This is a genomic window from Arthrobacter sp. AZCC_0090, assembly GCF_014207375.1.
Lineage (GTDB): Bacteria > Actinomycetota > Actinomycetes > Actinomycetales > Micrococcaceae > Arthrobacter.
Genome location: NZ_JACHEE010000001.1, coordinates 527897 through 554003 on the forward strand (window position 1 = coordinate 527897; position 26107 = coordinate 554003).

Here is a 26107-nt window from a genome sequence, read left to right on the forward strand (position 1 = left end):
GCAGCGTTGGCTGATCAGCTGACGAGTTCTTGGCGACGGGCGATGGCATGAAGCCGGCTGGCAGGGCGGGCCGGGCGGGGCAGCGCAAGCTTGTCCAGTACGTCCAAGGCGCAGGTGTGCTCATTGAAGGTGTAGAGGTGGATGCCTGGAGCGCCAGCTTGGAGTGCTGCGTTGGCCAGGTCCACCGTGGCGCGGACTCCGATCTTGCGCCGCTCGGCGTCAGTGTCCGCGGCAGCAAGGCGTTCGATGAGTTCCGGTGCCGGTTCGACGCCGGTGAGCTCGCCGAGGCGCTTGAGCCGACGAAGGCTCGTCAGCGGCATAACCCCGGGAATGATCGGGATGGTGACGCCTGCGCGTCGGGCACGGGAGATCAGGTCTGCATATTGCTCGGTGTGGAAGAAGACCTGCGTGATGGCGAAGTCGGCGCCCGAGCGCTGCTTCGCAAGCAGCACCTCGACGTCGTGCTCCACGCTCGGTGACTCCGGGTGGCGGGTGGGATAGGCGGCCACGCCGACGGCGATCTTGCCTGCGCACAGCAGGGCGGAACGTCGCTGCTCCACACGGCGGATCAATTCGATCAAATCCTGGGCGTAACGCAAGGAGCCGCTGACCGGCTGGCCGCTGTCCTTGGGCAGGTCGCCGCGCAGGGCAAGGATGCCGCGCACGCCGTTGTCCAGCAGTTCGCCAATGATCTCAGCCAGTTCCTGCGGGGTGTTTCCAACGCAAGTCAGGTGTGCCAGCGGCCGGAGGGTGGTTTCAAGCAGCAGCCGGTTGATGAGCTCGACGGCGGTGTCCCGGTTAGAGCCGCTGGCACCATAGGTGACAGAGACGAAGTCGGGATCCGTGGCCTCAAGCTCCCCAATGGTGGTCCACAACGATTCCGCAGCCGCTGGAGAGCGGGGCGGGAAGAGTTCGTAGGACAAGGCGACGGGTGCAGCGCCGGTCAGGTTTGGATGGGTGCCGATGAGGCTTGGTGGTGACATTTGCGTCCTTGGCTTGTGTCAGCGGGTCTGCGATCCGGGACTTGAAATTCCAAGTCCTAAACTGCAGAATCGGTGAATTGAGTTTGGGGATACACGCAACGAACTCCAGCAGGGCGCAGCCGCGACTGTTACGCCTGAAATGAAGTTGTCCGTGTGCAAATGTCAGGCCCACATGGGGGCACCCACACCCTCCTGCCTGCCTTCGAGAGGCAGATCCGGCGGAGGATCGCTGACACGTTACCGCGGTAACTTGACTACGACTCTAGATCGGGGTTCCGGGCGCCACAAATCGTCCACCGAATTAAGACGCAGTTTTACGCTACGTTTCGCCTGATTTCTGAAGATTGTTCGTTGGGCTTTCACCACGGTCTCTCCACCGCGGGCATTGCGCCAGAGCCGTTCAGGTATTCCTTCCTTTGCTGCCCGTGTACCCGGTCTTGCTGTGCCGTGCGCCCGCTCTGCTCCAGTTGTTGCAACTGCTTCGCGGTTCCGGGATCTACCGGGGCTGCTTATGGTTCACTCCGGGACTCCTCTGCCCCTGCGGCTGCGGTTTTGGAAGCTAGGCGGTCGGCTGCATTGGACAACCGCTCGCCTTCGCCGTCGGCGTTGCCCTCGGCGCTAACGGTGAAACAACTTCCGGGGGCCGCCGACACCACAGCCTTCCCGTCCTCGTATTGCGAATTGGCCGCGGTGTCGTCGCCGGCAGCGCGACGTGCGTCTCCGAGCTTTTCAATGCTGAGGACCAGGTTGACCCGGACCTTGCACTCGTCGGCACCCGGCGCATATGCCAAGGCTGTTTCGAAGGCGGCACGTGCGGCGGTGAAATCCCCCTCAAGGACGTGGGCGTCGCCTTGGGCGAATTCTGCCTTGTGTGGCTCCAGCCAGTTGATGGTTCCGAGCCAGTTCGCAGCGGCGGCAAGCGCCAGCGGGTTGTCCTTGGTGAAGGCGTCCCGCGCTTGACCAGCCAGGAGGTTCAGCGACAATAGCTTGGCGGCGAAGGCAAGCGCCACGAGGCACGGAAGCGCGGACCACAGCAGGAGGCGAGCCCTCCGCCGTCGGGCATTCCTTCTCATGGCGTGCCTCCTTCCGGGACGGCGGCCGGGCGTTCACGAAGCTGGTTCAACGTCATCGCGTGGCGGATGGGCTCGTGCAGCGCCAGGAGGAAGGCGACCACAGCAAGCAGCCAGTAGAGCTCAACTCTTCCGCCGCTGGTGCCTTCGGCGGGGTCTTCGCCGACGGTGAGGGCACCTGGCCGGGCTTTGCTGAGCATCGCATCGGGTGTTGCCCCTGCTTCCCGGTGGACGTAGGGCACGCCAAGCTGGGCGGCGAGGCTGCCAAGTTGCTCCTCGTCGATGCGGGACACAGCATCACGCCGCTCGCGTCCGGAAGTGTCCTGGATATAGCCCTGGTGTCCGGAAATGTGGTCTCCGGATATGTCCTTCATCCGGCCGCCGCCCGCCGTGCCGTAGCCCAACACCGCTCCCCCGTCCACGAGTCCGGCGTCGACCGCAAAGGACCCGGCGGCCTTGGCACTGGTGTTCTCGCCGTCGCCGAGATAGAACACCAAGGCCGGACGGCCGGGGTGCTGTTCCTTGGCGGCCTTGAGCCGCTGACTCAAGACAGGTGCCGCCACAGTAATGCTGCTCCCGGACGCATACTGGGGCGGCTGGAGCTGCAAGATCTCGACGGCGGTGGCCAGGGCGGTGGCGTCCTGGCTGAGCGGCATCCGGACGCTCGCGGCGCCGTCGAAAGTGATCAGGGCAAATTTCGCTCCTGCCAGTTCCCGGGCCACAGCGGCGATGTCACTGCGCACACCGTCGAGGCGCGGCTTGCCGCCGGCGTAGTCTTCCGCCCCCATGCTGGCGCTGGTATCCACCACAAAATAGACGTCCAGATCCGCACTGGCTGCGCGGGAATCGCCGCCGGGCCAGCCCGGCCGCAAAGCTGCCAGCATCAGGAGAAGCACCGCAGCGGCCCGCAAAAGCCACGCGCTTCGCCGGGCCCGGCCCTTGCGCGCCAGCATGACGGTGAGGAGCACGACGACGGCGAGCGCGGCAATCGCGAGTACCCACCACGGCAGAACCGGCGAATAGGTCATGATTCGAGCCTCCACCCGGCCAGCAGGAGGACGCCTCCGGCCAGCAGTGCGACGGAGAGCGGAATCACCGGGTTGTCCGAGATCACGGCCTGCGGTGCCCGTTGGAGGATTCCGGCCTCGCCCTCCTGGACTTTCTGCACGATCCCTGGCACGGCGTCTGGGTTGTCCAACGCGAAGTAGCTGCCGCCGCTTGCCTCGGCCATGGCGCGGAGCGCTGCGCCGGGTTGCGTCTTGTCTTCCCCGTAGTCGTAGTCCCCTGGGTTGAGGGCACTGATCTTGATGCCTTTGGCTTTCGCCAGTTGTGCTGCCTGCTCCAACGTGAAAATCGGCTTGCCAGAGACGTAGTTGTCTGTGGCGAGGATGATCAAGCGCGGGCGTCCAGCGTTTCCAGTCCCTGGGAAGCTCTTGACGCAAGAGGCCAGGCCGTCACCGATCAGCGAGGACCCTTCGCCGCTCCCGGTGCCGTCGAAGAAGCTGCCGCTTGCGTCGCCGTCGAACGCTTTCCGGGCCGTTTCGAGTTGCTCGGCAACGTAGCGGTAGTCGTCCGTCAGCGGGAAGAGCTGCACGGCGCTACTGTCGAAGATCACCATTCCGATGCGTTCGCCGTTGAATTCCTTTGCCATCTTTTCGAAGACGGCAGCAATGGCTGCGTCAGTGCTGCCCATTGATGCCGAGACATCCAGGCACAAAGTGATGTCCCGGTTGCGCGTTTCGGGCTGGAAGGTGCCGCGGTCCATGGGCCGAGCGGCCGCTGTTGCGGTGGCGGCCAGGAGCAGGGCCCCTGCAGCTGTGGCAACCGTGAGCCAGCGCCGGTGCCGACGCACGGCCTGCTGGTACTCGGGCAGCGCGGTTAGTCTTTCCCGGTGGGCCACGGGGCGGACGCTGGCGGGCTTCCTGGCGGCGCGGACCAGACGCCAGCAGGACGATGCAACGGCCGCGGCGGCGAGGGGCAGGATCCACCAATAGGTCAGTTCCACGCCAGGACCGCCTGACGGGCTGCCTCGGCCGATTCCGCGACGGCGCCTTGCTGCCCGGGGCCGAACTCCGCGGGGTACATTCCGGCGACGCCGGCGGCGATGGGCCGCAGGCCATTTCGGTGCAGCTCTTGCAAGGTCATGCGGGTCGCATCCACTCCGCTTGCCTCGCTCGCGAACGCCCTCAGCAAAATGCTGAGCTGCTGGTGTGCGTCCCGTTCCGGAATCCGCCCGGCACCGGCATCCGCGACGACGGCGTCGATCCCCGCCAAATAGCGTTCCCGCAACCCCGGCAGGCCCGACGGCGGCACTCCGGCAGGTGCCGGAGCCACGGTTGTGCGGCGGTTTGGCCAAAGGACCCACCCCAGCCAGCATGCCACGAGCAACAGCAGGCCACAGCCGGCCCATATCCACTGGTCGTTGTACTGGAGTGGGGCATAGAAACCAGGGTTATCCTGCACGGTGTTGCCTCTTCCGTGCCTGTATCCCGCCGTTTTGAGAGCGAGTCTTGTGTTGTTCCAACAGCGCAAAGAGGGCCGGCACCACTTCGTGGCTGCTTCCGGCATTCCCCTCCGCGATGCCGAGGCGGCGGTAGGTGTCTTGTCTCCGGGCCTCGCGCTCGCGGGACGCCGTCGCGTAGGCGGCCCGCACAGCCTCGGACCTCACCGCCAGCGCCGGAAGGAACGCACCATCGGCAACGTCGATGCTGTCGGGTATCTCGGTCTCCCCTGCTCCCGGTTCACTGGCCAACGACGCATCATGAACGGTGAACCAGATCAGCTCATGACGTGAGTGGAGGCGGCGCAACAAGGTTTCCGTTTCGGGGCCGGGCAGGAACTCGTCGGCCACGACTACCATCAGGCTCCGCTGTTTGATGTGCCGCAGGACGAAATCCAGCTGGTGGGCGATGCCGCTGGGCCCACCGTCAAGGTTTGTGTGCTGATCGACTTCCCGGAGTATCCGCTCAAGGTGGTCTTCGCCTTTGCGCGCCGGAATGGTCCGGGTCACTGTGGCGTTTCCATGCACCAGGCCAACGGCGTCCCCGTGCCGGTGGGCCAAGTAGCCCATCACCCCGAGAGCCTGGACCACGATATCCCGCTTGGTTTCCCCTGAGGCAGCAGTCGCGGCCATATTCCGGCCCGTGTCCGTCACCAACAGGACATTCTGGCGCCGGACCGCCACGTAGCTCTTCACAAGCGGAGCACCGTGGCGGGCCGTGGCCTTCCAATCGATGTCCCGGACCTCATCGCCGGGGATGTATGCACGGAGTTCGTCAAAGTCCAGGCTGCGGCCTTTGAAGACTGAACCGTATTCGCCGTCGAGCAAGACGAGCGTCTTGCGATGGGCGAAGATGAACATCTTCGACTCCACGCGTTTGAGGAGGCTGGGTTTGGGGATTCCGGGTTTGAGGGTGCTGGGTGTGTGGCTCTTGGGCACGGCTGTTCCGTCAGGGCGTCTGGACGGAGGCAAGAACGGCGTCGATGACTGCCTCCACCTGGATGTTCTCCACCACGGCGTCGAAGCCAAGCACCACGCGGTGGCGGAGGATCCGGTGTGCAAGGTCCTTGACGTCTTCCGGGATCACATGGTCACGGCCGTTGAGGACGGCCAAGGCGCGTGCTGCCTGGCTGAAAGCGATACTGGCCCGCGGGCTTGCGCCGAACTCGACGAGTGAAGCCAGCCCGGGCTCCAAGTACTGCCGCGCATTGCGGGTCACGAACACGAGCCCCACGATGTAGCGGACAATCGCGGGATCGATGTAGACGCGCCGGACAAGTTCCTGAGCTTCGGCCACGGCGTGGAGCGAGACTGACGCCGCAGCCTTCTGCGCCGGGCTGAACACTCCGGCGTCGAACCTGCGGACGATTTCGGCTTCCTCCGCTGGACTGGGATAGTCCAGGACGTCCTTGAGCATGAAGCGGTCCATCTGCGCCTCGGGAAGCCGGTACGTGCCTTCCTGCTCGATGGGGTTCTGGGTGGCCAACACCAGGAAGGGGTTCGGCAAAGGGTGGCTTTCGCCACCGATCGAGGTCTGCCGCTCCTGCATCGCTTCGAGCATGGCACTTTGGGTCTTGGCGCTGGACCGGTTGATTTCATCCAGAAGCACGATGTTGGCATGCACTGGGCCCAACTGCGTGACAAACGTGCCTTTGGCGGCGTCGTAGATCTGGGTGCCTGCGATGTCGCTGGGGAGGAGGTCCGGAGTGCATTGGATCCGCCGGAAGTCTGCACTCACGGCCTCGGCGACCACTTGGGCTGCCGTGGTTTTCGCCAAGCCTGGGACGCTTTCCAACAGGACATGTCCACCGGTCAGGAGACCGATCAGCAGGGTCTCGCGCAGCCGCGCCTGCCCCACCACTTTGGCCTCGAAACTACGGGAGATGGCAGCCACGAGCTGCTGAGTCCGCACCATTTCACTGGCGTCGATACTCGCTGTGGCGGTGTTCTGAAGCACTCGTGGTCCCCTCGCTGGCGTTGTCCAGTTGCGGCGCGACCTGCTGTGTGGTCGTCGGGCCGCGCGGCCAGCTTGGTGGCCAAGTCAATAGCCAAGCCGGTTGCGTGAGACTCCGCAATGGGGAGCCCTCCCCATCACGGTCCGGCAGGACTATTCTTTTGCCATGATTCACCTTCCAGCCAGTTATCAGGAATACCTCGATGGCAAGGATGAGCGGTTCATCCAGACCATCCGCCCCATCTTGATGCAATCCGCGGCGGACAAGCTTCACGGTGTCCGTGTCCTCTACAACCCCGGGCTTACCGGTCACCAGGCCCATCTTGATGATTCCATTCCGTACGGCACCATCGTGGAGGACATCGACTAGGACGCTGAGACGCGGACTACGGGGGCCAGCGATGGCCCGGCGTCCCTGATGGCTGCTCAGCCCTTCATCGCCCCGGAGAGTGCAAATGCGCTGCCCGAGCCCCGGGCCACCACGGTGTAGAGGATAAGCACCGGGACTGAATACAAAATGGAGAACGCGGCGAGTTCCCCATAGGCGATGGCTCCGTGCTGGCCGAAGAAGCTGAAGACGGACACCGCGGCCGGCTGCTTGGCGGTAGACAACAGCAGGATGAATGGAACGAAGAAGTTCCCCCAGGCCTGGATGAAGACGAAGATGAACACCACGCCCAGCCCTTGCCTCATCAGGGGCACGACGATTCTCCGGAGCGTGGCGAGTCCCGAGGCACCGTCCATCCAGGCAGCTTCCTCCAGCTCAAGCGGCACAGAGTCCATGAAGTTCTTCGTCATCCAAATGGCCATGGGCAAGGTGGTGGTTGCCATGAAGAAGATGGTTGCCGGCATCGAGTCCAGCAATTGCAGCTGCACGAACAAGCCATAGACCGGCACCATGATTGCCGTGACCGGGAGCGACGTGCCGAACAGGATCGCATACAGGAAAGGCTTGTTGAACCGCGACTGGTAGCGGGACAGCGGATAGGCCGCGAGCACGGCGGCAGCCAGGTTGACGACGGCGGTTCCAGCGGAGAGCAGGAAGCTGTTCACGAGCGGCTGGAACAGCAAGTCAGGCGTCAGCACGGCGGCAAAGTTAGCTAACGACGGCGATTGCGGCCAGCGCGTCTGGTACCCGGCGTGCGGATCAACGGAGGCAAGAAGCAGCCACCCCAAGGGCAGCACAAAGCACAAACCGATCACCGCCAAAGCCGCATTGGCAGCGAACCGGACACGGGGCCGTCCCCCGGCCACCGCCGTCGGGCGTCTTTCGCTAAGCCGCGGCCCCCGGCGCAAAGATGTCATGGGTTCACCCTGCGGAAGAGCCTGACGTACACCGTTCCGAAGACCATGCCGATCAGGATCAAAACCGACGCGATCGCGGTGCCGTAGCCGATATCTCCAAGCTTGAAAGCTTCCTGGTACGCAAGCACCGGCAAAGTGGTGCTCGCGTTGGAGGGGCCGCCCGCCGTCATCACCCAGATCAGGGTGAAGACCGCGAGCGTCTGGAGCGTGATCAGCATGAGATTTGTAGCAATGCTCCCGCGGATGATCGGCAGGGTGATGAAGGCGAGCCGCTGCCACCCCCGGGCACCGTCCATGAGGGCGGCTTCGGAAACGTCCCGCGGGACCTGGGAGAGCGCCGCCCGGTAGACCAACATGGAAAACGCTGTGCCCCGCCAGACATTGGCCAGGATGATCGCAGCCAGGGGGAAGGCATACAGCCAGTTGGCGCCGTGAACGCCGAACATTCCCAAGAGCTGGTTGAGCGTACCGTCCTGGCTGAAGTACGCATAGGCAGCGAAGGCAGCAACGATTTCCGGCAGCACCCACGCGGCAACCACTGCGGTGCCAACGAGCGACGCCGTCGCACCCCCGGATTTGGTCATCAGCAGAGCGATGACCAGGCCCAGGGCGTTTTGTCCGAGGATTGCAGACGCGCCCACGAAGACCACCGTCAGCCAGGCAGAGAGAGGGAAGACGGAGTCCGTCAACATCCGGACGTAATTGTCCAGGCCGATCCACTGAGGGTTCAGGGCCGCCCTGCCGGACAACGCTGCGTCGGTGAAGGAGGCATAGAAGGACCACGCCACGGGCGCCAACATGAAGAGGACCAGCAACAGGATCGACGGCACCACCGGCAGCAAGCGGAACCAGCGACGCAGTGAGCCGCGATCGGGGGAATCAGGGACTGGCATGCGTCATTTCTGGATGACCTTGGCGTCACCGACCAGTTTTTTGACCGAAGCGTCGTATTCGGCCGCCGCCTCGGCCGGGCTCTGTTTGCCGGTGATGACAGCCTCGGTGGCCTGCTGGACGGCGAGGGAAATCTTCGGGTAGTCAGCGGTTGCCGGGCGATAGTGCGTCACAGCCACGAGATCGGAGACATCCTTCACAAACGGGTTGGCCGCTTGGTAAACGGGATCAGAAGCGACATCGGTGCGGACGGCGATCTGCGAATTGTTGACGTCGAAGGCAAGCGCGTTCTTCTTGTTCACGGCGGTGGTCAGGAACTTGAAAGCCAAGTCCGGGCTCTTGGTCTTCGCACCGACGGCGAGGGTCCAACCACCGGACATGCTCACGCCGCCCGGATCCTGCCCGAACTGGGTGGGGAACTTGGCTACCGCCATATCCTGCGCATAGCCGGCCCATTCGTAGGAACCGCCTTTTTGCCAGAACGACGGCGTGTAGGAGCCTTCCACGGTGGCGCCCATTTTGCCCTTCGGCAGCCACTCACCAAAGACTTTCTTCCACACATTGGAATCGAGCGCTTCCGCCGGTGTCACGGCGAGCTTCTCGTCGTACAGGGTCTTCAGGAATTGGAGCGAATCGGTGAATCCCTTGGATCCCAGCACCCACTTCTTGTCGTTTTCTGAATACAAGGAGCTTCCCGTCCCATAAAGCAGCTCGTAGAAGCTCTGCATGACTGTTCCTTCACCGGTGGCTTTCCCGGCGTACATGTTGAACGGCACAATGCCCGATTCCGCGGCCTTCATCTTGCGGGCCGCCGTCAGGATGTCATCCCAGGTTTTCGGCTGCCACGGCAAGGGAATGCCGGCCTTCTGAAGGACTGTCTTGTTGTACCAGATCGCCCTGGTGTCGGTGCCAAGCGGGATCGCGTAAATACCGCCGTCGTCACCGCGTCCCGCAGCCTTTGCGCCCTCGTTGAATTTGGACCACTCGTCCCAGGTGGCCAGTTGTCCGTCGAGTTTGAGGAGGTAGCCGGCGTCAACGTCCGAACGGACTTTGAAGGTGTCCTCGTAGAAGACGTCCGGTGCCGTGTCCGGAGACCGTTGGGCCAGCGCGAGCTTGGTGCCGTAGTCGTCGTCGTTGGCTTGGATAGGCTGCAGGTCCACCGTGACGCCTGCGTTGGCGGCTTCGAATTCCCGTTTGGCGTCCGTGAAGACCTTATCCAGCGCAGTGAAAGAGTCCGTCTTTTGATAGACGATCTTGATCGTCCTTTTGTCATTGGCTTGTGATGGGGTGGAACACGCGGCCGAGGCCAAAAGGCCGACTACGCCGAGCAGTGCTGCTCCGATCCTGGCTAGGCGACGCATGACGCTCCGATCTTCATACGGCTGCAGCCCCCACACTTCAGCTGGCCCAGCCTCTTGCCGATATTGATAAAAAAGCCCCGCGACGCAGGGCAGTGAAAGACCTCAGCCTTCCAAGAGGAGCCGCTGGGCGCGCGGCGCAAGCGTGTGTTCCAGTACCAGGCAGGCCGCGCCAATAGCGCCGACGTCTTCGCCCACTCCGGTCCCGACAACTTCAATGCCGTGAATGCTGTTGGCGGCGCTGTTGGCGGCGAGCAGGGCAGGAATGCGATTCAAGTAGCGCTCTGACATGCGGCCCCAGAAGGGGCCTCCAAAGACTACCCGCTCGACGTCGAGGGTGTTGGTCACCACCGCGACGGCCCTGGCAACCAGCACCGCGGACTTGTCGATGATCGCGATGGCGCGTTCGTCGCCGGAGTCAGCTGCATCGCAGAGCTTGGCAAAGCCCTCCTGCACTTCCGGCCCTTCTGTCCCCTTGCGGCCACCGTCCAGGACACCTTGCTCTTCGGCCTCGGCCACGAGGACCTGCGGGATGCAGGAGGACTTGACGCACCCGCGGAGGCCGCAATCGCACGCAGGGCCGTCCGGGTCGACAATGATGTGGCCGATTTCACCGGCGTTGCCTGATGTTCCGCGGACCACTTCGTCGTTCAGGACGATCCCGCAGCCGATGCCGGTGCCCATGTACATGAAAATGAAGCTGCCCGTACCGCTGGGACCGCCCGCCCACGTTTCCGCGACGGCCGCACTGGTCACGTCCTTGTCCACGAGGGTCTCAAGCCCGGTGGCTTCGGCGAGGGCATCCCTCAAGTGCACCCGGTCCCAACCCACCATCAGGGGCGGGTCGACGACGGTGCCCTCATCGAGGTCTATGGGACCCGGCGCCGCGACGCCAAGTCCCGCGATCTTCCCCTGATCGACGCCGGATTCTTCGATCAGCGTCTTGATTTCATCGGCGATGGCGGCGATGACGCGCAATGGATCACTGCCGCCAGGAGTGGGGATCCGGGAATGCTTCACAACGTCGCCCACCAGGTCCAGGACCACGGAAGTAATGACCGCGGGATCAAGGTGGACGCCCAAGGCATACATTCCGGCAGGGTTCAGGCGCAAGATGGTACGAGGCTTGCCCGGACCGCTACCTTCCTTGCCGGCTTCGACAATGAGCCGTTGATCAAGCAGGCGGCGTGAGATATTCGAGATAGTCTGCGGTGAAAGGCCAACGATCTGGGCCAGTTCGACGCGGCTCAGTCCGCCGGATGAGCGCCTGATTGCGTCGAGAATGACCGTCAGGTTGAAGTCCCCCATGCGTGGCAGATTGGTTCCGCGCCTCGGACTCGGCTGGCGGATCTCAGTCACGGATTCCCCTAAAATCATTCGAATAATGCTGTTGCATTTGCATCGTACGGCACGTGTGCGCGTCCCGGTATGCCCACACGCTCGTCATCTGGAACGGACACGGATATTGGAGACGGGAGGCACTGGGACATGGCACTCATGCCACAGGCCGAGCTGGACGTGACCGCAAGGCTAGTGAGGGCGTTGCTCGAGGAGCAGCTGCCCGCTATCTCCGGACTTCCGTTGGAGCCGGTGGCCAACGGCTGGGACAACGTCATCTACCGTCTCGGCAAGGATTGGGCCGTTCGCTTGCCTCGCCGGGAGGCGGCAGCGCAGCTAGTACTCCATGAACAGCAGTACCTCCAGACGTATGCCCGACATTCCCCCGTTCCCCTCCCCAGCCCTGTCCATTCAGGCCGCCCATCTGCAGACTATCCGTGGCACTGGAGCGTGACCCCTTGGTTGGATGGGATCTCCGCCGCGCTTGTGCCCCAGGCAACCCGGAATGCGGCGGCTTTGGACATGGCCGCGTTCCTCATCGCCATCCACGTGCCCGCAGCACCGGGCACCCCGGTCAACCCCGTCCGCGGGGTGCCCTTGGAGACGAGGTCAGACGCGTTACTGGGCCGGCTCGAAGATTCCGGTCGTTATCCAGGGGCACCGCGGTTGCGGAAGCTTTGGTCCGAAGCCTGCATGGCCGCGCCGTGGGCGGGGCCCGGGCTGTGGCTGCATGGAGACCTCCACCCCGCGAACATCCTCCTGCGTCCTGACGGGCGGCTCGCGGCTGTCCTCGACTTCGGAGACCTTGGGGCCGGGGATCCCGCCGTCGATCTCGCCGTCGCGTGGTTGATGTTCGACGGCGGTGCGCGGCAGCGTTTCATGGCGGCCATCGGCCCTGCCGTTGATGCCGGCACATGGAGCCGGGCCCGCGGCTGGGCCGTCTTGTTGGCGACGGCCATGGTGAGTTTTTCGGATGACAACCCTCAGATGTCGAGCATCGGGCGCTTCGCGCTGGACCAGTTGCTATCTGAACCGCGTTAACTGACCTGCGCTGATTAACCTTCGCTGGCGCCTAACGTTTAACGCTGCGTGTCACAGTGAATTTCGGATTTCGGCCTATTTCAGTGGTGGGCCCAATCAGTCTTTCCAGAGCCGAGCGGTACTGCAAGTGGCTGTTGTAGACGGTCCAGAGCTCACCGGCCGAAGCAAGGACCCGCGCGGCGGCCTCAAACATCTTCGTGGCCGCCCCGGCATGCACGCTGGCGCCGAGGTGGAACGGCGGGTTGAGCAGGATGAGGTCTGCACTGCCCGGTTCAAAGGCGGACATGGCGTCGTCCTGGACTACCGTGACCCGATCCACCAATCCGTTGGCTGCCGCGGTGGCCTTGGTGGACGCGACTGCTGCGGCTGATTGGTCGGTGGCAGTAACGCGGGCATTGGGCCGGTCCCGAGCGTACATGGTGGCGAGGATTCCCGTCCCGCAGCCGAGGTCCACCGCGTGGTGGGCGTCGGGAATCTTGTCCAGGAAGCCCAAAAGGAAGCGGGTGCCGATGTCCAGCTTCGTGCCCGAGAACACGGCCCCGTGGGCACAGACTGTCATCCCTAGCTCGGTGTTCCGTTCCGAGACCGGAAAGGGCGCCGCAGTGGCCGGACGCTTTGGTTCCCGGGCAATGAGGACCCGTGATTTCCGCTGCGCGAGCTGTGGCTGCACGGACTCAAAGCTGCGTTCCAGGACGGCGTTCATGCCCAGGGACATGTGCTTGACGCGTCCACCGGCCAACACGACGGCGCCGGGCGCCGCGAAGCGTGCAACGGCGTCGGCGATCTCCTCCAGCTCCGCGAGCGCTTTGGGTAACTGCATGATCACCAGTTCGGCGCCGTCGAGCAACCCGGCTCCCAACTCGAACTCTTCGAAGCGACCGGACAACCCTGACGCCGCGGCGTTCCGCTGGAGTGCGAGACTGCTCACGTAGAGGTCCTGGGTCACCCGGACGTGCTCGACGCCGAGAGCCGCCAAGGCGCCCAGGGTCAGGGCTCCGTAGCGGTCACCGATCACTGCAACGCGGATCTCCGGACTAAGCACGTACCGTGCCGCGGTCTCGAGGAGGAGCCGGTCGGTGGCATCGTGCGCCTGCAGGTTCTCGGCCTCAACGTCAGGAAACCGGCGCAGGCCGCCAAACAGTGCATCAAGGTCCATTTCATGAGGGTCCAATAGGGTCACGCTGAACTCGAGCCTTCTTTCGCTTCTCGGCTTGCCGAATGGTCCGGCGGCCTCCAGCAATCTATCTCCCACGGGAACCCTCGACAACACGGGGGCTGCGGAGGATGGTAGAGATTGCAAGTAACCGACCGTCTGCCCGCTGCTGAAGGGCACGGCACGCGCCGCAAGCAGCCCAGACACCAGGGTCCGCCGCGGAGAGCGAGCCACGCTGCGGACCTAGAAGACCCGGCTCCCACTCCCCTTGTGAGCAGACCATGACCGTCAATCTCGTCACCCAGCTTGAAGTAAAGTCACACAATTCACCCGATGAAACCCGCCGGCCGGACAAGACCCTGATCGAAATTGTCACCGTAGGCGACTACACCATCGGCCGCCTCACGTTCGAGCCAGGCTGGTCGTGGGCCGATTGCATCAAGCCGGTGGTCCAAACCGATTCCTGCCAAGCCAACCACGTAGGGTACTGCCTTTCCGGTGCGCTGGAAGTCGAGACGACCGACGGCACGAAGATCAACATCTCCAAAGGAGATTCCTACGCCATTCCGCCAGGACACAATGCCTGGGTAGTAGGTGACGAGACGTACTCGGCCATCGAGTTTGTCAGCGCAGCAGAATATGGAGTCAAGCCCGAGTAGCAGCCCGGCCTCCCTTGCAACACCTCCTGCCGGTGTCCCGGATCCTTCACCCGGGACACCGGCAGGAGAACACTCGCACTTGGCGGGCGGTAGCGTCGTCAAAGCCAGGCGCAGGAGTCCCTCCCCGCGTCGTCATGACCGCAAGAAGATTCCATCACCGTGCCGCAAGCTTCGCCGTCGGCCTCTCCTGCCCATCCGGGGCCTGCGCCGCGCTTCGTCCCGGGCCCGGATGCCAACCTCTCGGCCAGGTATGTGCTCGACCACCTGATCCGCTTTGTCGACGGGATGCCACGCTTCGCGGACAATCCCGGCATCTGGATGGACCATTGCCACAACCTCTGCCACGCCCGGGATGGGATGACGTTCCACCTTGCTTACGACGGCGTCTCGCCGCCCTTCAACCACGACGGCGCCTCGCGGAATCGCCCGGAATAATGGCATTGGACACAAAAGGGAACCACCCGCGCGGACGATTCCACCGTTCCCCGGATCGGAGCCGTGACCGTTCAGGGGCCGGTGCGCGACGCAAGCGGTCCAACGAGAATTGACCCGGTACTGGCGCCCACGATCCAGCCCGCGAGACATATCGTCGGCCTCACACAGGTTGCACCGGCCGTCCCGGCATCGCGCACAGGCATGGCATGAAATAAGCATTTCGTCGGCACCGCGGTGGCCGACGGACAAGTCGCCTTGCCCAAGTTCAACAAGCAATTCTGCACAAACGTGCTCGATGCGCAGGCAGCGCCAGCCCGGACTTCGTCCTCGAGTCCAGTCCCGCTAGACCCACCGTCTTCTTGCCTGACGCAACTACAATCGTTCCGTCTGGTATACCAGAGGAAATCTTGAGGGGAGATGTCTTCGGGAGGCATTCGAGTCATTCCCTGCAAGCGCGGCATTTTTTTGCCAGATTTAGAGCAAGCTCAATCGGGCCACAGTCACCTCTCCATAGACATGGCATACCAAAAGACCTATAGTTCTTTCTGAGAGAGACGTAGATCACGCTGATTTCCGGCTCCGCCAGGCCCCTCAATGCCAATCCCCAGCCGAAGGTGCACACGGAGATGCCCACAAAGCGACCACTCCAAGAGGCACGTGACCGCCATCAAGCGGCATAGCCAAGGTCCTTCCCGCCCGAGGGAAAGACACCGTCCGTTGATTCACCTTCAACTCACACATCTTGAAAGGTTTCCCATGCGCTACTTCCGCAGACCCGTCGTCGTAGGCTGCGTCGCCATCGCGGCGGCTGCAACATTGGCCGGATGCACGAACGCGTCACAAACGTCCGGTTCAACAGCGGCAGGCTCAGCACCCTCGAACGGCGCGACAGAGCAGATTTCGGCCGCGCCGCTCAACTCCAAGGCTGCCGCCCTCCTGCCTCCCCAAATCGCCTCCAAAGGGATCCTGACGGTCGCGACCGACCCTACGTATGCACCGTTTGAGTTCTACGGGAGCGATAACAAAACAGTTGTCGGGTTCGACGCCGACATGGCTGCGGCCATTGGCCAGACGCTCGGAATCAAGATTCAAATGGTCCCGGCGACTTTCGACACGATCCTTCCCGGAATCGCGTCGGGCAAGTACGACATCGCCATGTCGTCCTTTTCGGTGACCCCTGAACGGCTGAAGCACGCTGACTTTGTGGTGTACGAGGCCACCGGATCAGGGCTCGCGGTCTTGCCAGGGAACTCCAAGAAGCTCTCGCTCGATGATCCATTGACCATGTGCGGGCTGAAAATTGCTGGAGAAAAGGGCACAACGCAAGCGATTACGTTCCTGCCCGAATTCTCCAAACAATGCACCGATGCCGGTAAGCCGGCATTGGACATTCAACTTTTCCCGTCGCAGGACGAAGCAAACCTTGCCCTGACCTCTCAGAGGGTGGATGGTGTCATGTCCACCAGTGTGTCCTTGGCGTACCAAGGCAAGCTCGCGAATGGACGCTTCGAGCTGGCGGCAGGCAAAGAATTCAAGGCGGCGCCCGGAGGAATCGCCCTACCCAAGGACTCACCGCTGACGCCCGCAATCACCGCCGCTGTCAAGGCTCTGACCACCGATCCCGCTTATGGCAAGATCTTCCAGAAATGGGAAGTACCCGCCGGAGCCGAGATCACTGCCGCGCAGGTTGGCTAGGCAGTGTCAGCCGTGACCGTCCGTAAGAACGTTGCAGTAGCCGCAGACGGCTACGTTGTAGTACAGCACAGACATCCCGCGCGATGGGTTGCCGCCTTGCTGGTGGCCGCACTATTCGGCCTCCTGTTGTACTCCATGGCCACAAACCCCCGGTTCGGTTGGGATCAGGTCGCTTTGTATTTTCGCGATACGACCATCATCGACGGTATTGGCATTACCCTCGGCCTGACTGCCGTCTGCATGGTTGTTGGTGCGGCCCTTGGCGTGGTGCTGGCCGTCATGCGGTTGTCAGTGAACCCGTTGGTCAGAGCGGCCGCTTCTGGATACGTCGGATTCTTCCGTGGCACGCCGGTTTTGGTGCAGTTGTTGTTCTGGTTCAACTTGGCGGCACTCTACCCAGATATCACCTTTGGCATTCCCGGTCTGCACCTGGATGCCAACTCTCTGATCACTCCGATGTTGGCGGCAGTTCTTGGCCTTGGTCTGAACGAAGCCGCGTACATGTCCGAAATCGTACGGGCAGGCATTGTCTCCGTTGACGACGGCCAAAGCGAGGCATCGGCCGCTCTCGGACTCACCCGAATGCAAACGATGCTCAAGGTCACCCTGCCCCAGGCGATGCGCGTCATTATTCCGCCGACAGGCAACGAAGTGATCGGCATGCTCAAAACAACGTCCTTGGTCAGCGTGATTGCCGTACCGGAATTGTTGTACTCATCCCAGATCATTTATTCGAAGAATTTCCAGGTAATTCCGCTCCTGCTGGTGGCAAGCATCTGGTACATCATCATCACCACCATCTTCGGCATGGGCCAGTACTACCTGGAACGGCACTTTGCCCGCGGCTCACATCGCAACCTTCCGCCATCAACGCTGGCGAAAGTACTGATCCTTTTGCGAACACACGCACCCCTGGCCGTCCGAAAGGCTCCGATGCAATGAATACAATGGAAAAGCCGCACGTAGCCGCTGACCCCGCCAAGAACCAGGCCATGGTCCGTGCGGTTGGTGTCCGCAAGAGCTATGGATCGAACGAAGTCTTGAAGGGCATCGATCTGGAAGTACAGCCAGGGGAAGTGGTTTGCCTGATCGGGGCGTCCGGTTCAGGCAAAAGTACGTTCCTGCGGTGCATCAACCACCTGGAAAAGATCAACGGCGGCCGCCTCTGGATTGAAGATCAAATGGTGGGATATACCGTCAAGGGCCACAAGCTCCATGAGAAGACCCACGCCGAGATATGCCGTGAACGCGCCAACACAGGGATGGTCTTTCAGCACTTCAATCTGTTTCCTCATTTGACGGTGATCGAAAACCTCCTGCTGGCACCCAAGATGGCGCTGGGCCAAAGTCCGGAACAATCTCGTCCCAGGGCCATCAGCCTCCTGGAACAGGTCGGGCTCGCCGACAAAGTGAATGCATATCCTCGTCATCTCTCTGGCGGCCAGCAACAGCGTGTCGCCATTGCCCGCGCTTTGTGCATGCAGCCCAAGCTCATGCTGTTCGACGAACCGACGTCAGCCCTGGACCCGGAGTTGGTCGGCGATGTCCTCGCTGTGATGCGGCAGCTTGCCGCATCGGGGATGACGATGATCGTCGTCACCCATGAGATGGGCTTTGCCCGCGATGTGGCAGACAGGGTCGTCTTCATGCATGGCGGGCGCATCATCGAACAGGGGCCCCCATCGGAGGTCCTCGGCAATCCACAGCACGAACGCACCCGCGCCTTCCTTGCCTCTGTTCGCTGACAAAACGTCCGAAGCTCTTCAAACGCCGCAACAGCCTTGATCGAGCTGGCGGCCACACCGGAGCAACTAGAGCTCGAGCCCAGTTCGGAGTGGGCCGCTTGATAGGCCCGATAAAACGAGAGAGCCACCCTTGCGGGTGGCTTTCTCAATTTCCAAAAAGTTGAGGCCTCAGGCTCCGCCGCACCCCGGCAACCAACGACCAAATCCAGCAGATGATCCGCCCCTACGAATCAGGGCTCTCCCTCTCCAGGGTGGGTGAGCGCTTCGGGATGCACGCCAGCGCTGTCTAGAACCATCTGAGGTCCGGAAGGCTCACTGTCGACAGTCCTCTTGCACTCGATCGCCGAGTGAATCAGGGCTTGCCTAGTACCGCTTCGATCCCCGAGGATTGGCGCATGGCCCTCGGACGACGACGGCCGCACCACTCGGCAATGGGGGCCCACATGTTTCGGAGACTTGCAGCTGTGCTGCTCGCGTTGGTGCTGGCAGTTAGTACAGCGACATCAGCAGCGGCCGCCAAGAGCAATAACGGCAATACCGTCGTGCAACTGACGAATACGACAACTTGCCAAGACGTCGTCTTCCTGGGCCTTCGTGGCTCCGGAGAGAAGTCGACCGATGGCACCTGGGGCATGGGCCAGCGCGTCACAGCTGTCTACGATAGCTTTGTTGCAAGCATGAAGAACAGGCGAATCGCAGCGGCCGGAATTAGCTACGCGGCAGCACCCGTGCCCATTCTCGATAGCCTGACCTTGTGGGGAGCTAAAGCGTGGGAAGGGTACTTCGCCAGTATCGATGGTGGCGTAGATTCGACGGAAGCAACCCTGATCAATCGTTCACACAAGTGTCCCGACGAACACTTCGTCCTGGCTGGCTATTCCCAGGGGGCCATGGCGATCCACCGTCTCGTGTTCGACCTCAGCCGCGCCCCACTCGGCAGTGTGCTCGATCGGATTCTCCCGAAAATCGACGCTGTTGCGACTATAGGCGACGGCGACCGGGTCGCCTTCGATGACGTTGTAGCCTTGGGGAGTTCGCCGACGGAGGGTCAAGACTTCGGTGTTGGGCTTGCAGGTCTCCCTTCGGGGGCATCTTACGTCGCAACGAGCGCTCATCTCTCATCTGTCGGGCACGGCCTGAACTCGCACTGGTTTCAGGTCTGCGACTACGGCGACCTGGTCTGTGACTACGGGCGGGCCACCACGGCCGGACCCTTCCCAACGGATCTGATCGCCGGCCTCAAGTACGGTTACGACGTCCACACGAAGAACTACACGAAGAAGAACTTTGCGGTCGTGGAGGCTGGTCGACAACTTGCCATTACAACCATGGCGGTGAACCAGCTACACGTTTCCTATTCCCCCGCGTCAGCGACGTTGGGTGCGGCCTACCAGGGCACCTTCACTCGTGACAGCGGGTATTCCCTCACAAGCCTGGTCATGACCTCCGGTGGCCTGCCGCCTGGACTCAGCTGGGGCGGTGTCAATGGTGTCTCAGGAACCCCGACGCAGATCGGCACCTGGGCATTCACGTACCGAGCCACCGATCGACTCGGGCAAACGTATCAAGGCACAGCGTCGATCTCAGTCAGTCCGCTGACCAAACCGTACGACATGGCTGTACGCATCGGCGCGGATCCCGTTCCGGCACAGTACTCATCGGTGGGCTACAACGCGTCCTACCACGTGCTGGTCAAGAACATCGGAACCGAGAAGTTCTGGGTTGGCATGACGACCTCCGAATGCACGATCGCGACCCAGACCTGGGGGACAACGGGCCAGCCGCCACTGGACCCGAGCTATGTATCGCCGGGAGAGGAATGGGCCTGGGACTGCTGGCACATGCTGACCCCCTCCGACTTAACCCAGGGGTACTTCACCGCCACCGGCGCGGTGTTCGCTTCGTCGGATTATTCCAACGTAGCTAACACGGTTGTGATCCCGACGCAGACCACATCCACTCACGTGGCGGTGCCAGTCCAGATGCTGACGCTCACCGTGGCAGGGCAACCGCGAACCCGGTACGACACCGACTGGACCATCACGTTCACCAATAGCGGCAACCTGGCTGTCACAACGACGCCCCTCAGTTCGTCGCTCTGCGGCTCAGTGCCGTTGCCCTCTGGCGTCCTCTCCCCGGGCCAGTCGGTCGTGGTGTCCTGCTCCAGCACAGTGACCGAGGACTATCTCGGCGGCAGCATGAACCTCATCGGCAACAGCGTGACAGAAACGGCATACGGCTCGGACGGGCAGCCATATTCGGCGAACGCCTTCGTCCAGGTGACGGCGCCACAGTAACTGCGAGGCGGGGAGTAGCGATCAGAACAGTGACCGCCGCGGGTAGCGGCCCTCAACCCGCCATTCGATATCCTCTTCGGTGCCGAGGTCCGCGCCCTCGTCGCTGACATCCGGAATTCCGTCCCCAGAATCAAAAACAAAAAGAGAGTCCGTCAAAACTGACGGACTCTCTTTGAATGTGCTACCCAATGCTCCCACTTACTCGAGCCAATGGTTCGAGTAAGAGCATCGTGGTGGAGCTGAGGGGACTCGAACCCCTGACCCCCTGCATGCCATGCAGGTGCGCTACCAGCTGCGCCACAGCCCCGAACTTTGCTCGCCGGGAACTTCCATCCGCGCCGGAGCAACTCGTCAATACTAAACCACAAGGATGTGAGATAGGAAATCGAACGCCGTCAGCTTCGGACAGATGAGGTGCGGTCGATTACTCGGCCGCACCTCCCCCCATTCCTGCCCTCAGCTGGTTGCTTCAAAACACAACGAGCCACTGCTTTAAAGAGTAGAGTCAGTATCGCCATTAAACAAACCGTTCAACCGGTTTATGACGCGCCGGGCGCCGGAGAGACCAAGCAGGAGGCAGAAAATTCAGCAAGGGCGCCGCGGAATGTCTCCGGCTTGTACCCCGAGATCCGCCAAAGACGTTCAGAGGAGTACCAATGGTCCGTCGTGACCAAGTCAACCTGGTGGCCGGTGAATCCCGCGGCCCGCAATGCCGCGCCCGCACGTTCGTCATTCCCCAGAAACCTCGGGTACTCCACGCCAAATGCCGAAGCGACGCTTCGCAAGAGGAGGGACACCGGAACGGGTTCCGGATATGCAGCGTGGAAAGCTTGTCCGGATTGCCGAGGCGCCAGCGCAAGCCCGGAAATCAACCTTCCCAGCGCCTCCACACCGATGAGCGAGAGCAACGCCGAACCATCACCGGGCCACCCGCCAGCCACATTCATGACTTTGAGCAGGCCCGGAACGAACCACCGGTCTTCCGCTCCAAACACGAGGTTTGGACGAACTACTTCACCCCCGTAGGCGAGCACCATTTGCTCCGCTATGGCGCGGCTGGAGCTGGCCACGGAGGCCGGGTGATAGCGAGCTTCGGTTTCAAGGAGGCCGCGGTGGGGGCCAGTCCCGTAAACACTGCAAGTACTGACGTAGATCAGCCGGTGAACACCGGCTTGCCGGCACTGCTCAATGACGTTGCTTGTGCCAAGTTCGTTGATCTCATGGGCAAGACGAGGGTCGGAGCCCACATATGATGCGGCGTGGACTACGACATCCGTACTCGCCAGGACGGGGATCAGGCTCCCAGGAACCGAAATGTCGGCGGACACAATGGTAGCGTTATGGTTTCGTAGCCCGATGCGGGGTTTTCGTGAGAGCGCCACAACGTGCGCCCCTCCGGATCCGGCAAGCGACGCTGCGACCCGACTTCCAATGAAGCCGGATGAACCCAGGACCAAAATCCGGGGCGCGTGTTCAACAGACGTTGGCATTGCCCTCACCGGTCCGCGGGATCAGTCGGATTCATGTACTCAAGTATCCCGGATGCAGAAACCGGAGAGGTCTCCACGCTGATCATGCAACAACGTGCCAAAGCCACCCGAACAGCAGTGATTGAGGGAGCAGCCTCGATCTTTGAAGAGGTCGGATACGGGAATGCGAGCCTTAGCGACGTCACGGAGCGCGCCTCCGTCACCAAGGGCGCGCTGTACTTCCATTTCAAGTCGAAGGAAGACCTGGCGCTCGCCGTCATCGCCGAACAGCACAACATTGTGCGTGTCGCGGGCGAGAAGATTGCCGCCGCCGGGTTACCGGCACTGGAGACAATGATCGCCATGTGCAGGACATTCGGGCAACAACTGCTTGATGAGCCAATCGTGCGGGCAGGCATTCGGCTGACATTTGAGGCCTCGGCGTTCAACGGAGATGTCAAGGGCCCCTACTTTGACTGGGTCGCCACCATGGAGATATTGACCCGTCAGGCACAACTGGAGGGCGACGTCCGGCCCGATATTGATGCCGCAGACTTCGCCCGGTACCTGGTTGCGTCCTTCACGGGCGTCCAAATGGTTTCCAACGTGCTGACCGAACGACGCGACGTTCTCAAGCGGATTGACGACATGTGGCGTTTCATTATGCCGGCCATCGCGCCGATTCAGCCTCACGACGCAGAGACTCCCTGAACTGTCACGGGACTTTGACCCGGGCCAACAAGGACATCAGGGTCTCCTCGTTGTGCCGCATCCGAACCCTCATGACAGCGTGGGCGTTGTTTTCCCCGACCGGGGTCACAGCAACATCCACGGGATAACTGAACTCGACCAACTTCGTGAAGTCCGCCTCGAACACGGCAAAATCCGCATCCGGTCGTGAACAGGCTGCGCGCACGGCCTGCCTCGCAGCCTCCACCAGGAGCATTCCTGGGACGTGGTCAAGAGGATGGTCGAAGAAGATGGGATGGGTTGGATCAACTCTCAGCGGCCAGACGAGCGGGCGCCGGCTTTGCCCGAGCATCACGTTCCGCTGGGTGGCATGCCCGACGTCGGCGCAGGCCAGCAAGTCTTCGCCGGCTGCGGGCGGCTCCGTGGGGACCGTTCCACGAAATCGCTCGTACGTCGCCGGATTCACAATGCGGGCGCCTGCTGTCCCCTCCCCTATGGCAGTGCCGTCAACAAGGAACCGTGCCGACACTGTCAGAGCAGACAGCTGCCCGGCACTAAGTTTCATGTCCTTGACATCCAGTTCGACGGCGACTTGCGCAGGAACCAGGGGATCCAGAGCCGTGGGTTCGACGGAAATGCCCATGTGGGGCATGATGAATTTGTGCGTCAAGGGAACTCCGCACAAATGGGACAAGAAGATGACCGCCTGCCTCAACGTCTCGGCCATGAGCGCAGAATCCGGCGAGCCGTCCTGCGATCCGTAGAAGACGTGCCATCGCGGCCATTGCGCTCCTGCAACGAACCGTCGGGAACTTGATTGAACAAAGTCAGTCAAGAAGACTTCCGAAACGGAGCGCTTATGAACGAGCTCACGCCGGACGGAAGCTTCAAAAAGCGCCACATCGCTCATCCGGTCCCCCATTCCTCCCAGAACCTGCCAGTCCAGCCAAAGCTGCTGTTGCGCTCACCATTAAACGACCAAATCTTATCGGTTAGGAGGCCTCACGGGGTTATCGAAGAAGGTGAAGCATGCCACATTGACAAACCTTCTAGTCGGTTTGTAGCTTGTTCCTATGGAGATTGGCGACACCGGCAGCACCCCCAAAGGCGCAGCCACGCGCAGTGAGATCCTTCGGGTTGCTGCGAATGTCTTTGCGCGAAAAGGCTTCGAGCAGACCCGGATGGACGACATCATCCGCGAAGTCGGGCTCACGAAGGGAGCCATCTATTTTCATTTCTCTTCGAAAGCACTATTGGCGCAGGCCGTCGTCGACGAGCAGAAGGCACGTTGGCTGCGTCGCGTCCAGGAGGAAATTCTCAGCAAGAACAATCCACCTGAGGAGTTGCGCAATCTCGGGGAGTTCATGGTCAGAACCGTCCTGAGCGACTCTTCGGCGTGGGGCGTGGTGCACCTTGCCAATCAGCTGGCCTCGGTAAAGGGCCACCCCGGCGGCACTTCTCCGCTGGCCGCGTGGGTGGACCTCGTGGCGGGCATCCTGCAACGGGGCCGCGCAAGTGGCGTCTTGACGTTTTCGGGAGATCCCAGTGACGCCGCAACGGTGATTGTGGCCGCATTCGATGGACTGAAGTCCGTCACCGATGCCCTCGATCCCCGGGATCTCGACGCCTTCGAACGGCGCGCGACACTTCTCTTGCAAATCCTCGAGCGGCAGTTCATTTCCAGCTAGCAAAGCATCATGCCAACAGCCAAAGACCTCCACCTTTAGCCAAAAAACAAACCGCACAGTCAGTTTATTAGGAGTAGAAATGAACATCTCAACCCAAACAGCACTCATCACAGGAGCGTCCACAGGCATCGGTTCAGTCTTTGCCCGAAGGCTGGCCGCTGAGGGCGCCCGCTTGGTACTGGTTGCGCGCAGCCAGGACAAACTTGACGAGCTAGCACGCGAACTCCGTCAAACCGGCACCGAAGTGACCGTCCTGGCCATGGACCTGAGCCTGCCGGGCTCAGCCAAGGAACTCCACCTCGCCACCGGAGCCCTGGGACTCACGGTGGACATCCTGGTCAACAACGCAGGCTTCGGAACACACGGACAAGTTCTCCACGCCGACGCCGATCGCTTCAGCGAACAGATCCAGCTGAACTGCTCCACCCTGGTCGGAACAACAACGCGATACCTGCCCGGCATGGTCGAGCGCGCCACAGGTGCCGTCATCAACATCGCGAGTACGGCGGCGTTTCAGCCAATTCCCCACATGGCCGTGTATGGCGCGACAAAGGCGTTCGTGCTTTCATTCACCCAGGCGCTCTGGGCCGAAACCCAAGGCACGGGCGTGAAGGTCCTTGCGGTTTGCCCGGGCGCCACGGACACGCCCTTCTTCGAAACCGCCGGCGAGGCGGCGGCCGCCGGATCCATGCGAACTCCCGAGCAAGTGGTGGACACCGCTCTGTCCGCGATCCGCGCGAACAAGCCGAGCGTCGTGGACGGCAGACTCAACTCCTTTGTTGCCCGCGTGGCTGTCAAGCTGCTTCCGGAGAAGCTGGTGATCGCTGCAGCGGGGCGAGCAGTGCGCCCGGTCAACTAGTCCCCACCGCCCCCCCCCCTCGCCTCGCAAGCTCGGCCAAGGAACCCTGGCGGCGTGGGCCCACGCAGCTCCTACGCGAAGGGGACCGCCGGTTCATTCCGGCGGTCCCCTTCGGCATGTGCTGCGGTCGGCTCAGGCTCCTTGGATGATTCCTATTTGAACCATGCCTGTGTTGACGAGTGTCTTTGCCAGGTACACAACCTGGCCGGAATGTTCCACGGTCTGGGTCAAAATCAGTACCGGGTCCTTGGCGTCGAGCTCAAGCAGCGCGCCGCGCGCCACGCCCGGAGTGCCGGCCGCGATGTCCGTCTCTCCGGGACCAAAAGCCGGGCCGACGGCGGAGATCAGGTTGGCCAACAGCGTCGCTTCTTGCCCGATGTCGTCCGCGACGGCCCGTGCCGCTTCGGGATCACCTTCAGTGAGCGCACCCGTCCTTGCCACGTGCTCCTGGACCAGGGCAATGGGTGAGCCATCGCGCTTGAGGACGCTCTCGAAGAACCAGGAAGGCTCGTCTTCGCGGATGCCGAGGGGTTCGGCGGTGAACACCGACGACGACGGGTGCAGAACATGCTGCGTACGGCAGACCTGGACGCCGGAACCGGCCTCGGCCAAGATCTCCTCCATGGGCCTGATGCGCTCGAGGCCTACACGCGGCAGCCGAGTGGCCACAAAACGGCCAATACCTCGCCGGGAGCGTACGTAGCCGTCTTCTTCGAGAAGCATGAGGGCCTCCCGGACCACTGTCCGGCTGACCTTCATCGCAGAGCCAAGATCCGTTTCCGAAGGCAACAGCGATGAAACGGGGAAGAGCCCCGCGCGGATCGCGCTCATGATGCGCGAGTACACCGCAACGCGTAGCGGGATGTTGGCCGAGGCATCCAAAGGTTCCGAAAGAACGGCTTCAGCACTGCGGTCCAAGATGACTCCCTTCGTCGATATTGAGAGTTTACGCGATGGGTATTCCAAGCTTGTATAAC

26 protein-coding genes and 1 tRNA gene are annotated in these 26107 nt (G+C 62.2%); 11 read left to right on the forward strand and 16 right to left on the reverse strand.

Annotated elements, in window-relative coordinates; translation table 11 throughout:
* Nucleotides 1-14: 14 nt before the first annotated feature.
* The 7 genes from HNP00_RS02480 to HNP00_RS02510 all read right to left on the reverse strand — a co-directional run bounded on the left by HNP00_RS02480 (nucleotide 15) and on the right by HNP00_RS02510 (nucleotide 6510).
* Nucleotides 15-983, reverse strand: a complete 969-nt coding sequence (locus tag HNP00_RS02480; protein ID WP_184735505.1) for a methylenetetrahydrofolate reductase — start codon at nucleotides 981-983, stop codon at nucleotides 15-17.
* Nucleotides 984-1492: 509 nt separating this feature from the next.
* Nucleotides 1493-2056, reverse strand: a complete 564-nt coding sequence (locus tag HNP00_RS02485) for a hypothetical protein (protein WP_260404715.1) — start codon at nucleotides 2054-2056, stop codon at nucleotides 1493-1495.
* Nucleotides 2053-3081 (reverse strand): VWA domain-containing protein, encoded by a 1029-nt coding sequence (locus HNP00_RS02490; RefSeq protein WP_184735507.1) that lies wholly within the window; start codon nucleotides 3079-3081, stop codon nucleotides 2053-2055. The genes HNP00_RS02485 and HNP00_RS02490 overlap by 4 nt, the downstream gene beginning before the upstream one ends.
* The gene (locus HNP00_RS02495; protein WP_184735509.1) at nucleotides 3078-4058 is read right to left on the reverse strand and encodes a VWA domain-containing protein; all 981 of its coding nucleotides are present in this window, start codon (nucleotides 4056-4058) and stop codon (nucleotides 3078-3080) included. Before HNP00_RS02495 ends, HNP00_RS02490 begins: the two co-directional genes overlap by 4 nt.
* On the reverse strand, nucleotides 4049-4516 hold the full coding sequence (locus HNP00_RS23115) for a hypothetical protein (RefSeq protein ID WP_184735511.1): 468 nt from the start codon (nucleotides 4514-4516) through the stop codon (nucleotides 4049-4051). The genes HNP00_RS02495 and HNP00_RS23115 overlap by 10 nt, the downstream gene beginning before the upstream one ends.
* Nucleotides 4506-5414: a DUF58 domain-containing protein gene (locus HNP00_RS02505; protein ID WP_184735673.1), complete on the reverse strand. Its 909-nt coding sequence runs from the start codon at nucleotides 5412-5414 to the stop codon at nucleotides 4506-4508. Before HNP00_RS02505 ends, HNP00_RS23115 begins: the two co-directional genes overlap by 11 nt.
* Before the next feature lie 88 nt (nucleotides 5415-5502).
* Nucleotides 5503-6510 carry a MoxR family ATPase gene (locus HNP00_RS02510; RefSeq protein WP_311770474.1) on the reverse strand — a complete coding sequence of 336 codons (1008 nt, stop codon included), beginning with the start codon at nucleotides 6508-6510 and terminating at the stop codon, nucleotides 5503-5505.
* Nucleotides 6511-6673: 163 nt separating this feature from the next.
* Between HNP00_RS02510 and HNP00_RS02515 the strand changes: the two genes are divergently transcribed.
* Nucleotides 6674-6877, forward strand: coding sequence for a hypothetical protein (locus HNP00_RS02515; protein WP_184735513.1), 204 nt, complete (start codon nucleotides 6674-6676; stop codon nucleotides 6875-6877).
* Between the two features lie 56 nt (nucleotides 6878-6933).
* On the opposite strand, the gene HNP00_RS02520 is transcribed toward HNP00_RS02515, so the two are convergent.
* The 4 genes from HNP00_RS02520 to HNP00_RS02535 all read right to left on the reverse strand — a co-directional run bounded on the left by HNP00_RS02520 (nucleotide 6934) and on the right by HNP00_RS02535 (nucleotide 11420).
* On the reverse strand, nucleotides 6934-7812 hold the full coding sequence (locus HNP00_RS02520) for a carbohydrate ABC transporter permease (RefSeq protein ID WP_184735515.1): 879 nt from the start codon (nucleotides 7810-7812) through the stop codon (nucleotides 6934-6936).
* Complete coding sequence (locus tag HNP00_RS02525; RefSeq protein ID WP_184735517.1) at nucleotides 7809-8705, reverse strand: carbohydrate ABC transporter permease; 897 nt, start codon at nucleotides 8703-8705, stop codon at nucleotides 7809-7811. Before HNP00_RS02525 ends, HNP00_RS02520 begins: the two co-directional genes overlap by 4 nt.
* Before the next feature lie 3 nt (nucleotides 8706-8708).
* Nucleotides 8709-10064 (reverse strand): extracellular solute-binding protein, encoded by a 1356-nt coding sequence (locus HNP00_RS02530; protein ID WP_184735519.1) that lies wholly within the window; start codon nucleotides 10062-10064, stop codon nucleotides 8709-8711.
* 102 nt (nucleotides 10065-10166) lie between these two features.
* Nucleotides 10167-11420: an ROK family protein gene (locus tag HNP00_RS02535; RefSeq protein WP_311770475.1), complete on the reverse strand. Its 1254-nt coding sequence runs from the start codon at nucleotides 11418-11420 to the stop codon at nucleotides 10167-10169.
* 129 nt (nucleotides 11421-11549) lie between these two features.
* Between HNP00_RS02535 and HNP00_RS02540 the strand changes: the two genes are divergently transcribed.
* On the forward strand, nucleotides 11550-12440 hold the full coding sequence (locus HNP00_RS02540) for an aminoglycoside phosphotransferase family protein (RefSeq protein ID WP_184735521.1): 891 nt from the start codon (nucleotides 11550-11552) through the stop codon (nucleotides 12438-12440).
* A gap of 31 nt (nucleotides 12441-12471) precedes the next feature.
* Here the strand turns inward: HNP00_RS02540 and HNP00_RS02545 are convergent, their stop codons facing one another.
* Entirely contained in the window at nucleotides 12472-13596 is a 1125-nt protein-coding gene (locus HNP00_RS02545) for a class I SAM-dependent methyltransferase (RefSeq protein ID WP_184735523.1), read from the reverse strand.
* Nucleotides 13597-13874: 278 nt separating this feature from the next.
* Between HNP00_RS02545 and HNP00_RS02550 the strand changes: the two genes are divergently transcribed.
* The 6 genes from HNP00_RS02550 to HNP00_RS02575 all read left to right on the forward strand — a co-directional run bounded on the left by HNP00_RS02550 (nucleotide 13875) and on the right by HNP00_RS02575 (nucleotide 20424).
* Nucleotides 13875-14252: a cupin domain-containing protein gene (locus tag HNP00_RS02550; protein WP_184735525.1), complete on the forward strand. Its 378-nt coding sequence runs from the start codon at nucleotides 13875-13877 to the stop codon at nucleotides 14250-14252.
* Between the two features lie 159 nt (nucleotides 14253-14411).
* Complete coding sequence (locus HNP00_RS23615) at nucleotides 14412-14687, forward strand: multicopper oxidase domain-containing protein (RefSeq protein ID WP_311770476.1); 276 nt, start codon at nucleotides 14412-14414, stop codon at nucleotides 14685-14687.
* A 756-nt stretch (nucleotides 14688-15443) separates the two neighbouring features.
* Nucleotides 15444-16382, forward strand: coding sequence for an ABC transporter substrate-binding protein (locus tag HNP00_RS02560; protein WP_184735527.1), 939 nt, complete (start codon nucleotides 15444-15446; stop codon nucleotides 16380-16382).
* Between the two features lie 12 nt (nucleotides 16383-16394).
* Nucleotides 16395-17324 carry an amino acid ABC transporter permease gene (locus HNP00_RS02565; protein WP_311770477.1) on the forward strand — a complete coding sequence of 310 codons (930 nt, stop codon included), beginning with the start codon at nucleotides 16395-16397 and terminating at the stop codon, nucleotides 17322-17324.
* A 5-nt stretch (nucleotides 17325-17329) separates the two neighbouring features.
* A complete protein-coding gene (locus HNP00_RS02570) occupies nucleotides 17330-18127 on the forward strand; it encodes an amino acid ABC transporter ATP-binding protein (protein ID WP_395893772.1) in 798 nt (265 codons plus the stop codon).
* A gap of 443 nt (nucleotides 18128-18570) precedes the next feature.
* Nucleotides 18571-20424: a cutinase family protein gene (locus tag HNP00_RS02575; protein ID WP_184735530.1), complete on the forward strand. Its 1854-nt coding sequence runs from the start codon at nucleotides 18571-18573 to the stop codon at nucleotides 20422-20424.
* A gap of 231 nt (nucleotides 20425-20655) precedes the next feature.
* On the opposite strand, the gene HNP00_RS02580 is transcribed toward HNP00_RS02575, so the two are convergent.
* Nucleotides 20656-20731, reverse strand: a tRNA-Ala gene (locus tag HNP00_RS02580).
* 232 nt (nucleotides 20732-20963) lie between these two features.
* The gene (locus HNP00_RS02585; protein WP_184735532.1) at nucleotides 20964-21914 is read right to left on the reverse strand and encodes an NAD(P)-dependent oxidoreductase; all 951 of its coding nucleotides are present in this window, start codon (nucleotides 21912-21914) and stop codon (nucleotides 20964-20966) included.
* Nucleotides 21915-21947: 33 nt separating this feature from the next.
* On the opposite strand from HNP00_RS02585, the gene HNP00_RS02590 reads away from it, so the two are divergent.
* Entirely contained in the window at nucleotides 21948-22604 is a 657-nt protein-coding gene (locus HNP00_RS02590; protein ID WP_260404716.1) for a ScbR family autoregulator-binding transcription factor, read from the forward strand.
* Nucleotides 22605-22608: 4 nt separating this feature from the next.
* Here the strand turns inward: HNP00_RS02590 and HNP00_RS02595 are convergent, their stop codons facing one another.
* Nucleotides 22609-23505 (reverse strand): ScbA/BarX family gamma-butyrolactone biosynthesis protein, encoded by an 897-nt coding sequence (locus tag HNP00_RS02595; protein ID WP_311770478.1) that lies wholly within the window; start codon nucleotides 23503-23505, stop codon nucleotides 22609-22611.
* Nucleotides 23506-23656: 151 nt separating this feature from the next.
* Between HNP00_RS02595 and HNP00_RS02600 the strand changes: the two genes are divergently transcribed.
* Together HNP00_RS02600 and HNP00_RS02605 are read left to right on the forward strand one after the other, a co-directional pair.
* Nucleotides 23657-24271, forward strand: a complete 615-nt coding sequence (locus HNP00_RS02600) for a TetR/AcrR family transcriptional regulator (protein ID WP_184735536.1) — start codon at nucleotides 23657-23659, stop codon at nucleotides 24269-24271.
* A gap of 79 nt (nucleotides 24272-24350) precedes the next feature.
* Nucleotides 24351-25130, forward strand: coding sequence for an SDR family oxidoreductase (locus HNP00_RS02605; RefSeq protein ID WP_184735538.1), 780 nt, complete (start codon nucleotides 24351-24353; stop codon nucleotides 25128-25130).
* A gap of 132 nt (nucleotides 25131-25262) precedes the next feature.
* On the opposite strand, the gene HNP00_RS02610 is transcribed toward HNP00_RS02605, so the two are convergent.
* Complete coding sequence (locus tag HNP00_RS02610) at nucleotides 25263-26048, reverse strand: GntR family transcriptional regulator (RefSeq protein WP_260404718.1); 786 nt, start codon at nucleotides 26046-26048, stop codon at nucleotides 25263-25265.
* Between the last annotated feature and the right edge of the window lie 59 nt (nucleotides 26049-26107).

Excerpts from the sequence above, each read along its gene's own strand:
- HNP00_RS02480 (WP_184735505.1), bottom strand. The coding sequence starts at position 983 with ATGTCACCACCAAGCCTCATCGGCACCCATCCAAACCTGACCGGCGCT.
- HNP00_RS02485 (WP_260404715.1), bottom strand. The coding sequence starts at position 2,056 with ATGAGAAGGAATGCCCGACGGCGGAGGGCTCGCCTCCTGCTGTGGTCC.
- HNP00_RS02490 (WP_184735507.1), bottom strand. The coding sequence starts at position 3,081 with ATGACCTATTCGCCGGTTCTGCCGTGGTGGGTACTCGCGATTGCCGCG.
- HNP00_RS02505 (WP_184735673.1), bottom strand. The coding sequence starts at position 5,414 with ATGTTCATCTTCGCCCATCGCAAGACGCTCGTCTTGCTCGACGGCGAA.
- HNP00_RS02515 (WP_184735513.1), top strand. The coding sequence starts at position 6,674 with ATGATTCACCTTCCAGCCAGTTATCAGGAATACCTCGATGGCAAGGAT.
- HNP00_RS02520 (WP_184735515.1), bottom strand. The coding sequence starts at position 7,812 with ATGACATCTTTGCGCCGGGGGCCGCGGCTTAGCGAAAGACGCCCGACG.
- HNP00_RS02525 (WP_184735517.1), bottom strand. The coding sequence starts at position 8,705 with ATGCCAGTCCCTGATTCCCCCGATCGCGGCTCACTGCGTCGCTGGTTC.
- HNP00_RS02530 (WP_184735519.1), bottom strand. The coding sequence starts at position 10,064 with ATGCGTCGCCTAGCCAGGATCGGAGCAGCACTGCTCGGCGTAGTCGGC.
- HNP00_RS02540 (WP_184735521.1), top strand. The coding sequence starts at position 11,550 with ATGGCACTCATGCCACAGGCCGAGCTGGACGTGACCGCAAGGCTAGTG.
- HNP00_RS02545 (WP_184735523.1), bottom strand. The coding sequence starts at position 13,596 with ATGGACCTTGATGCACTGTTTGGCGGCCTGCGCCGGTTTCCTGACGTT.
- HNP00_RS02550 (WP_184735525.1), top strand. The coding sequence starts at position 13,875 with ATGACCGTCAATCTCGTCACCCAGCTTGAAGTAAAGTCACACAATTCA.
- HNP00_RS02560 (WP_184735527.1), top strand. The coding sequence starts at position 15,444 with ATGCGCTACTTCCGCAGACCCGTCGTCGTAGGCTGCGTCGCCATCGCG.
- HNP00_RS02570 (WP_395893772.1), top strand. The coding sequence starts at position 17,330 with ATGGAAAAGCCGCACGTAGCCGCTGACCCCGCCAAGAACCAGGCCATG.
- HNP00_RS02575 (WP_184735530.1), top strand. The coding sequence starts at position 18,571 with ATGTTTCGGAGACTTGCAGCTGTGCTGCTCGCGTTGGTGCTGGCAGTT.
- HNP00_RS02585 (WP_184735532.1), bottom strand. The coding sequence starts at position 21,914 with ATGCCAACGTCTGTTGAACACGCGCCCCGGATTTTGGTCCTGGGTTCA.
- HNP00_RS02590 (WP_260404716.1), top strand. The coding sequence starts at position 21,948 with ATGTACTCAAGTATCCCGGATGCAGAAACCGGAGAGGTCTCCACGCTG.
- HNP00_RS02595 (WP_311770478.1), bottom strand. The coding sequence starts at position 23,505 with ATGGGGGACCGGATGAGCGATGTGGCGCTTTTTGAAGCTTCCGTCCGG.
- HNP00_RS02600 (WP_184735536.1), top strand. The coding sequence starts at position 23,657 with ATGGAGATTGGCGACACCGGCAGCACCCCCAAAGGCGCAGCCACGCGC.
- HNP00_RS02605 (WP_184735538.1), top strand. The coding sequence starts at position 24,351 with ATGAACATCTCAACCCAAACAGCACTCATCACAGGAGCGTCCACAGGC.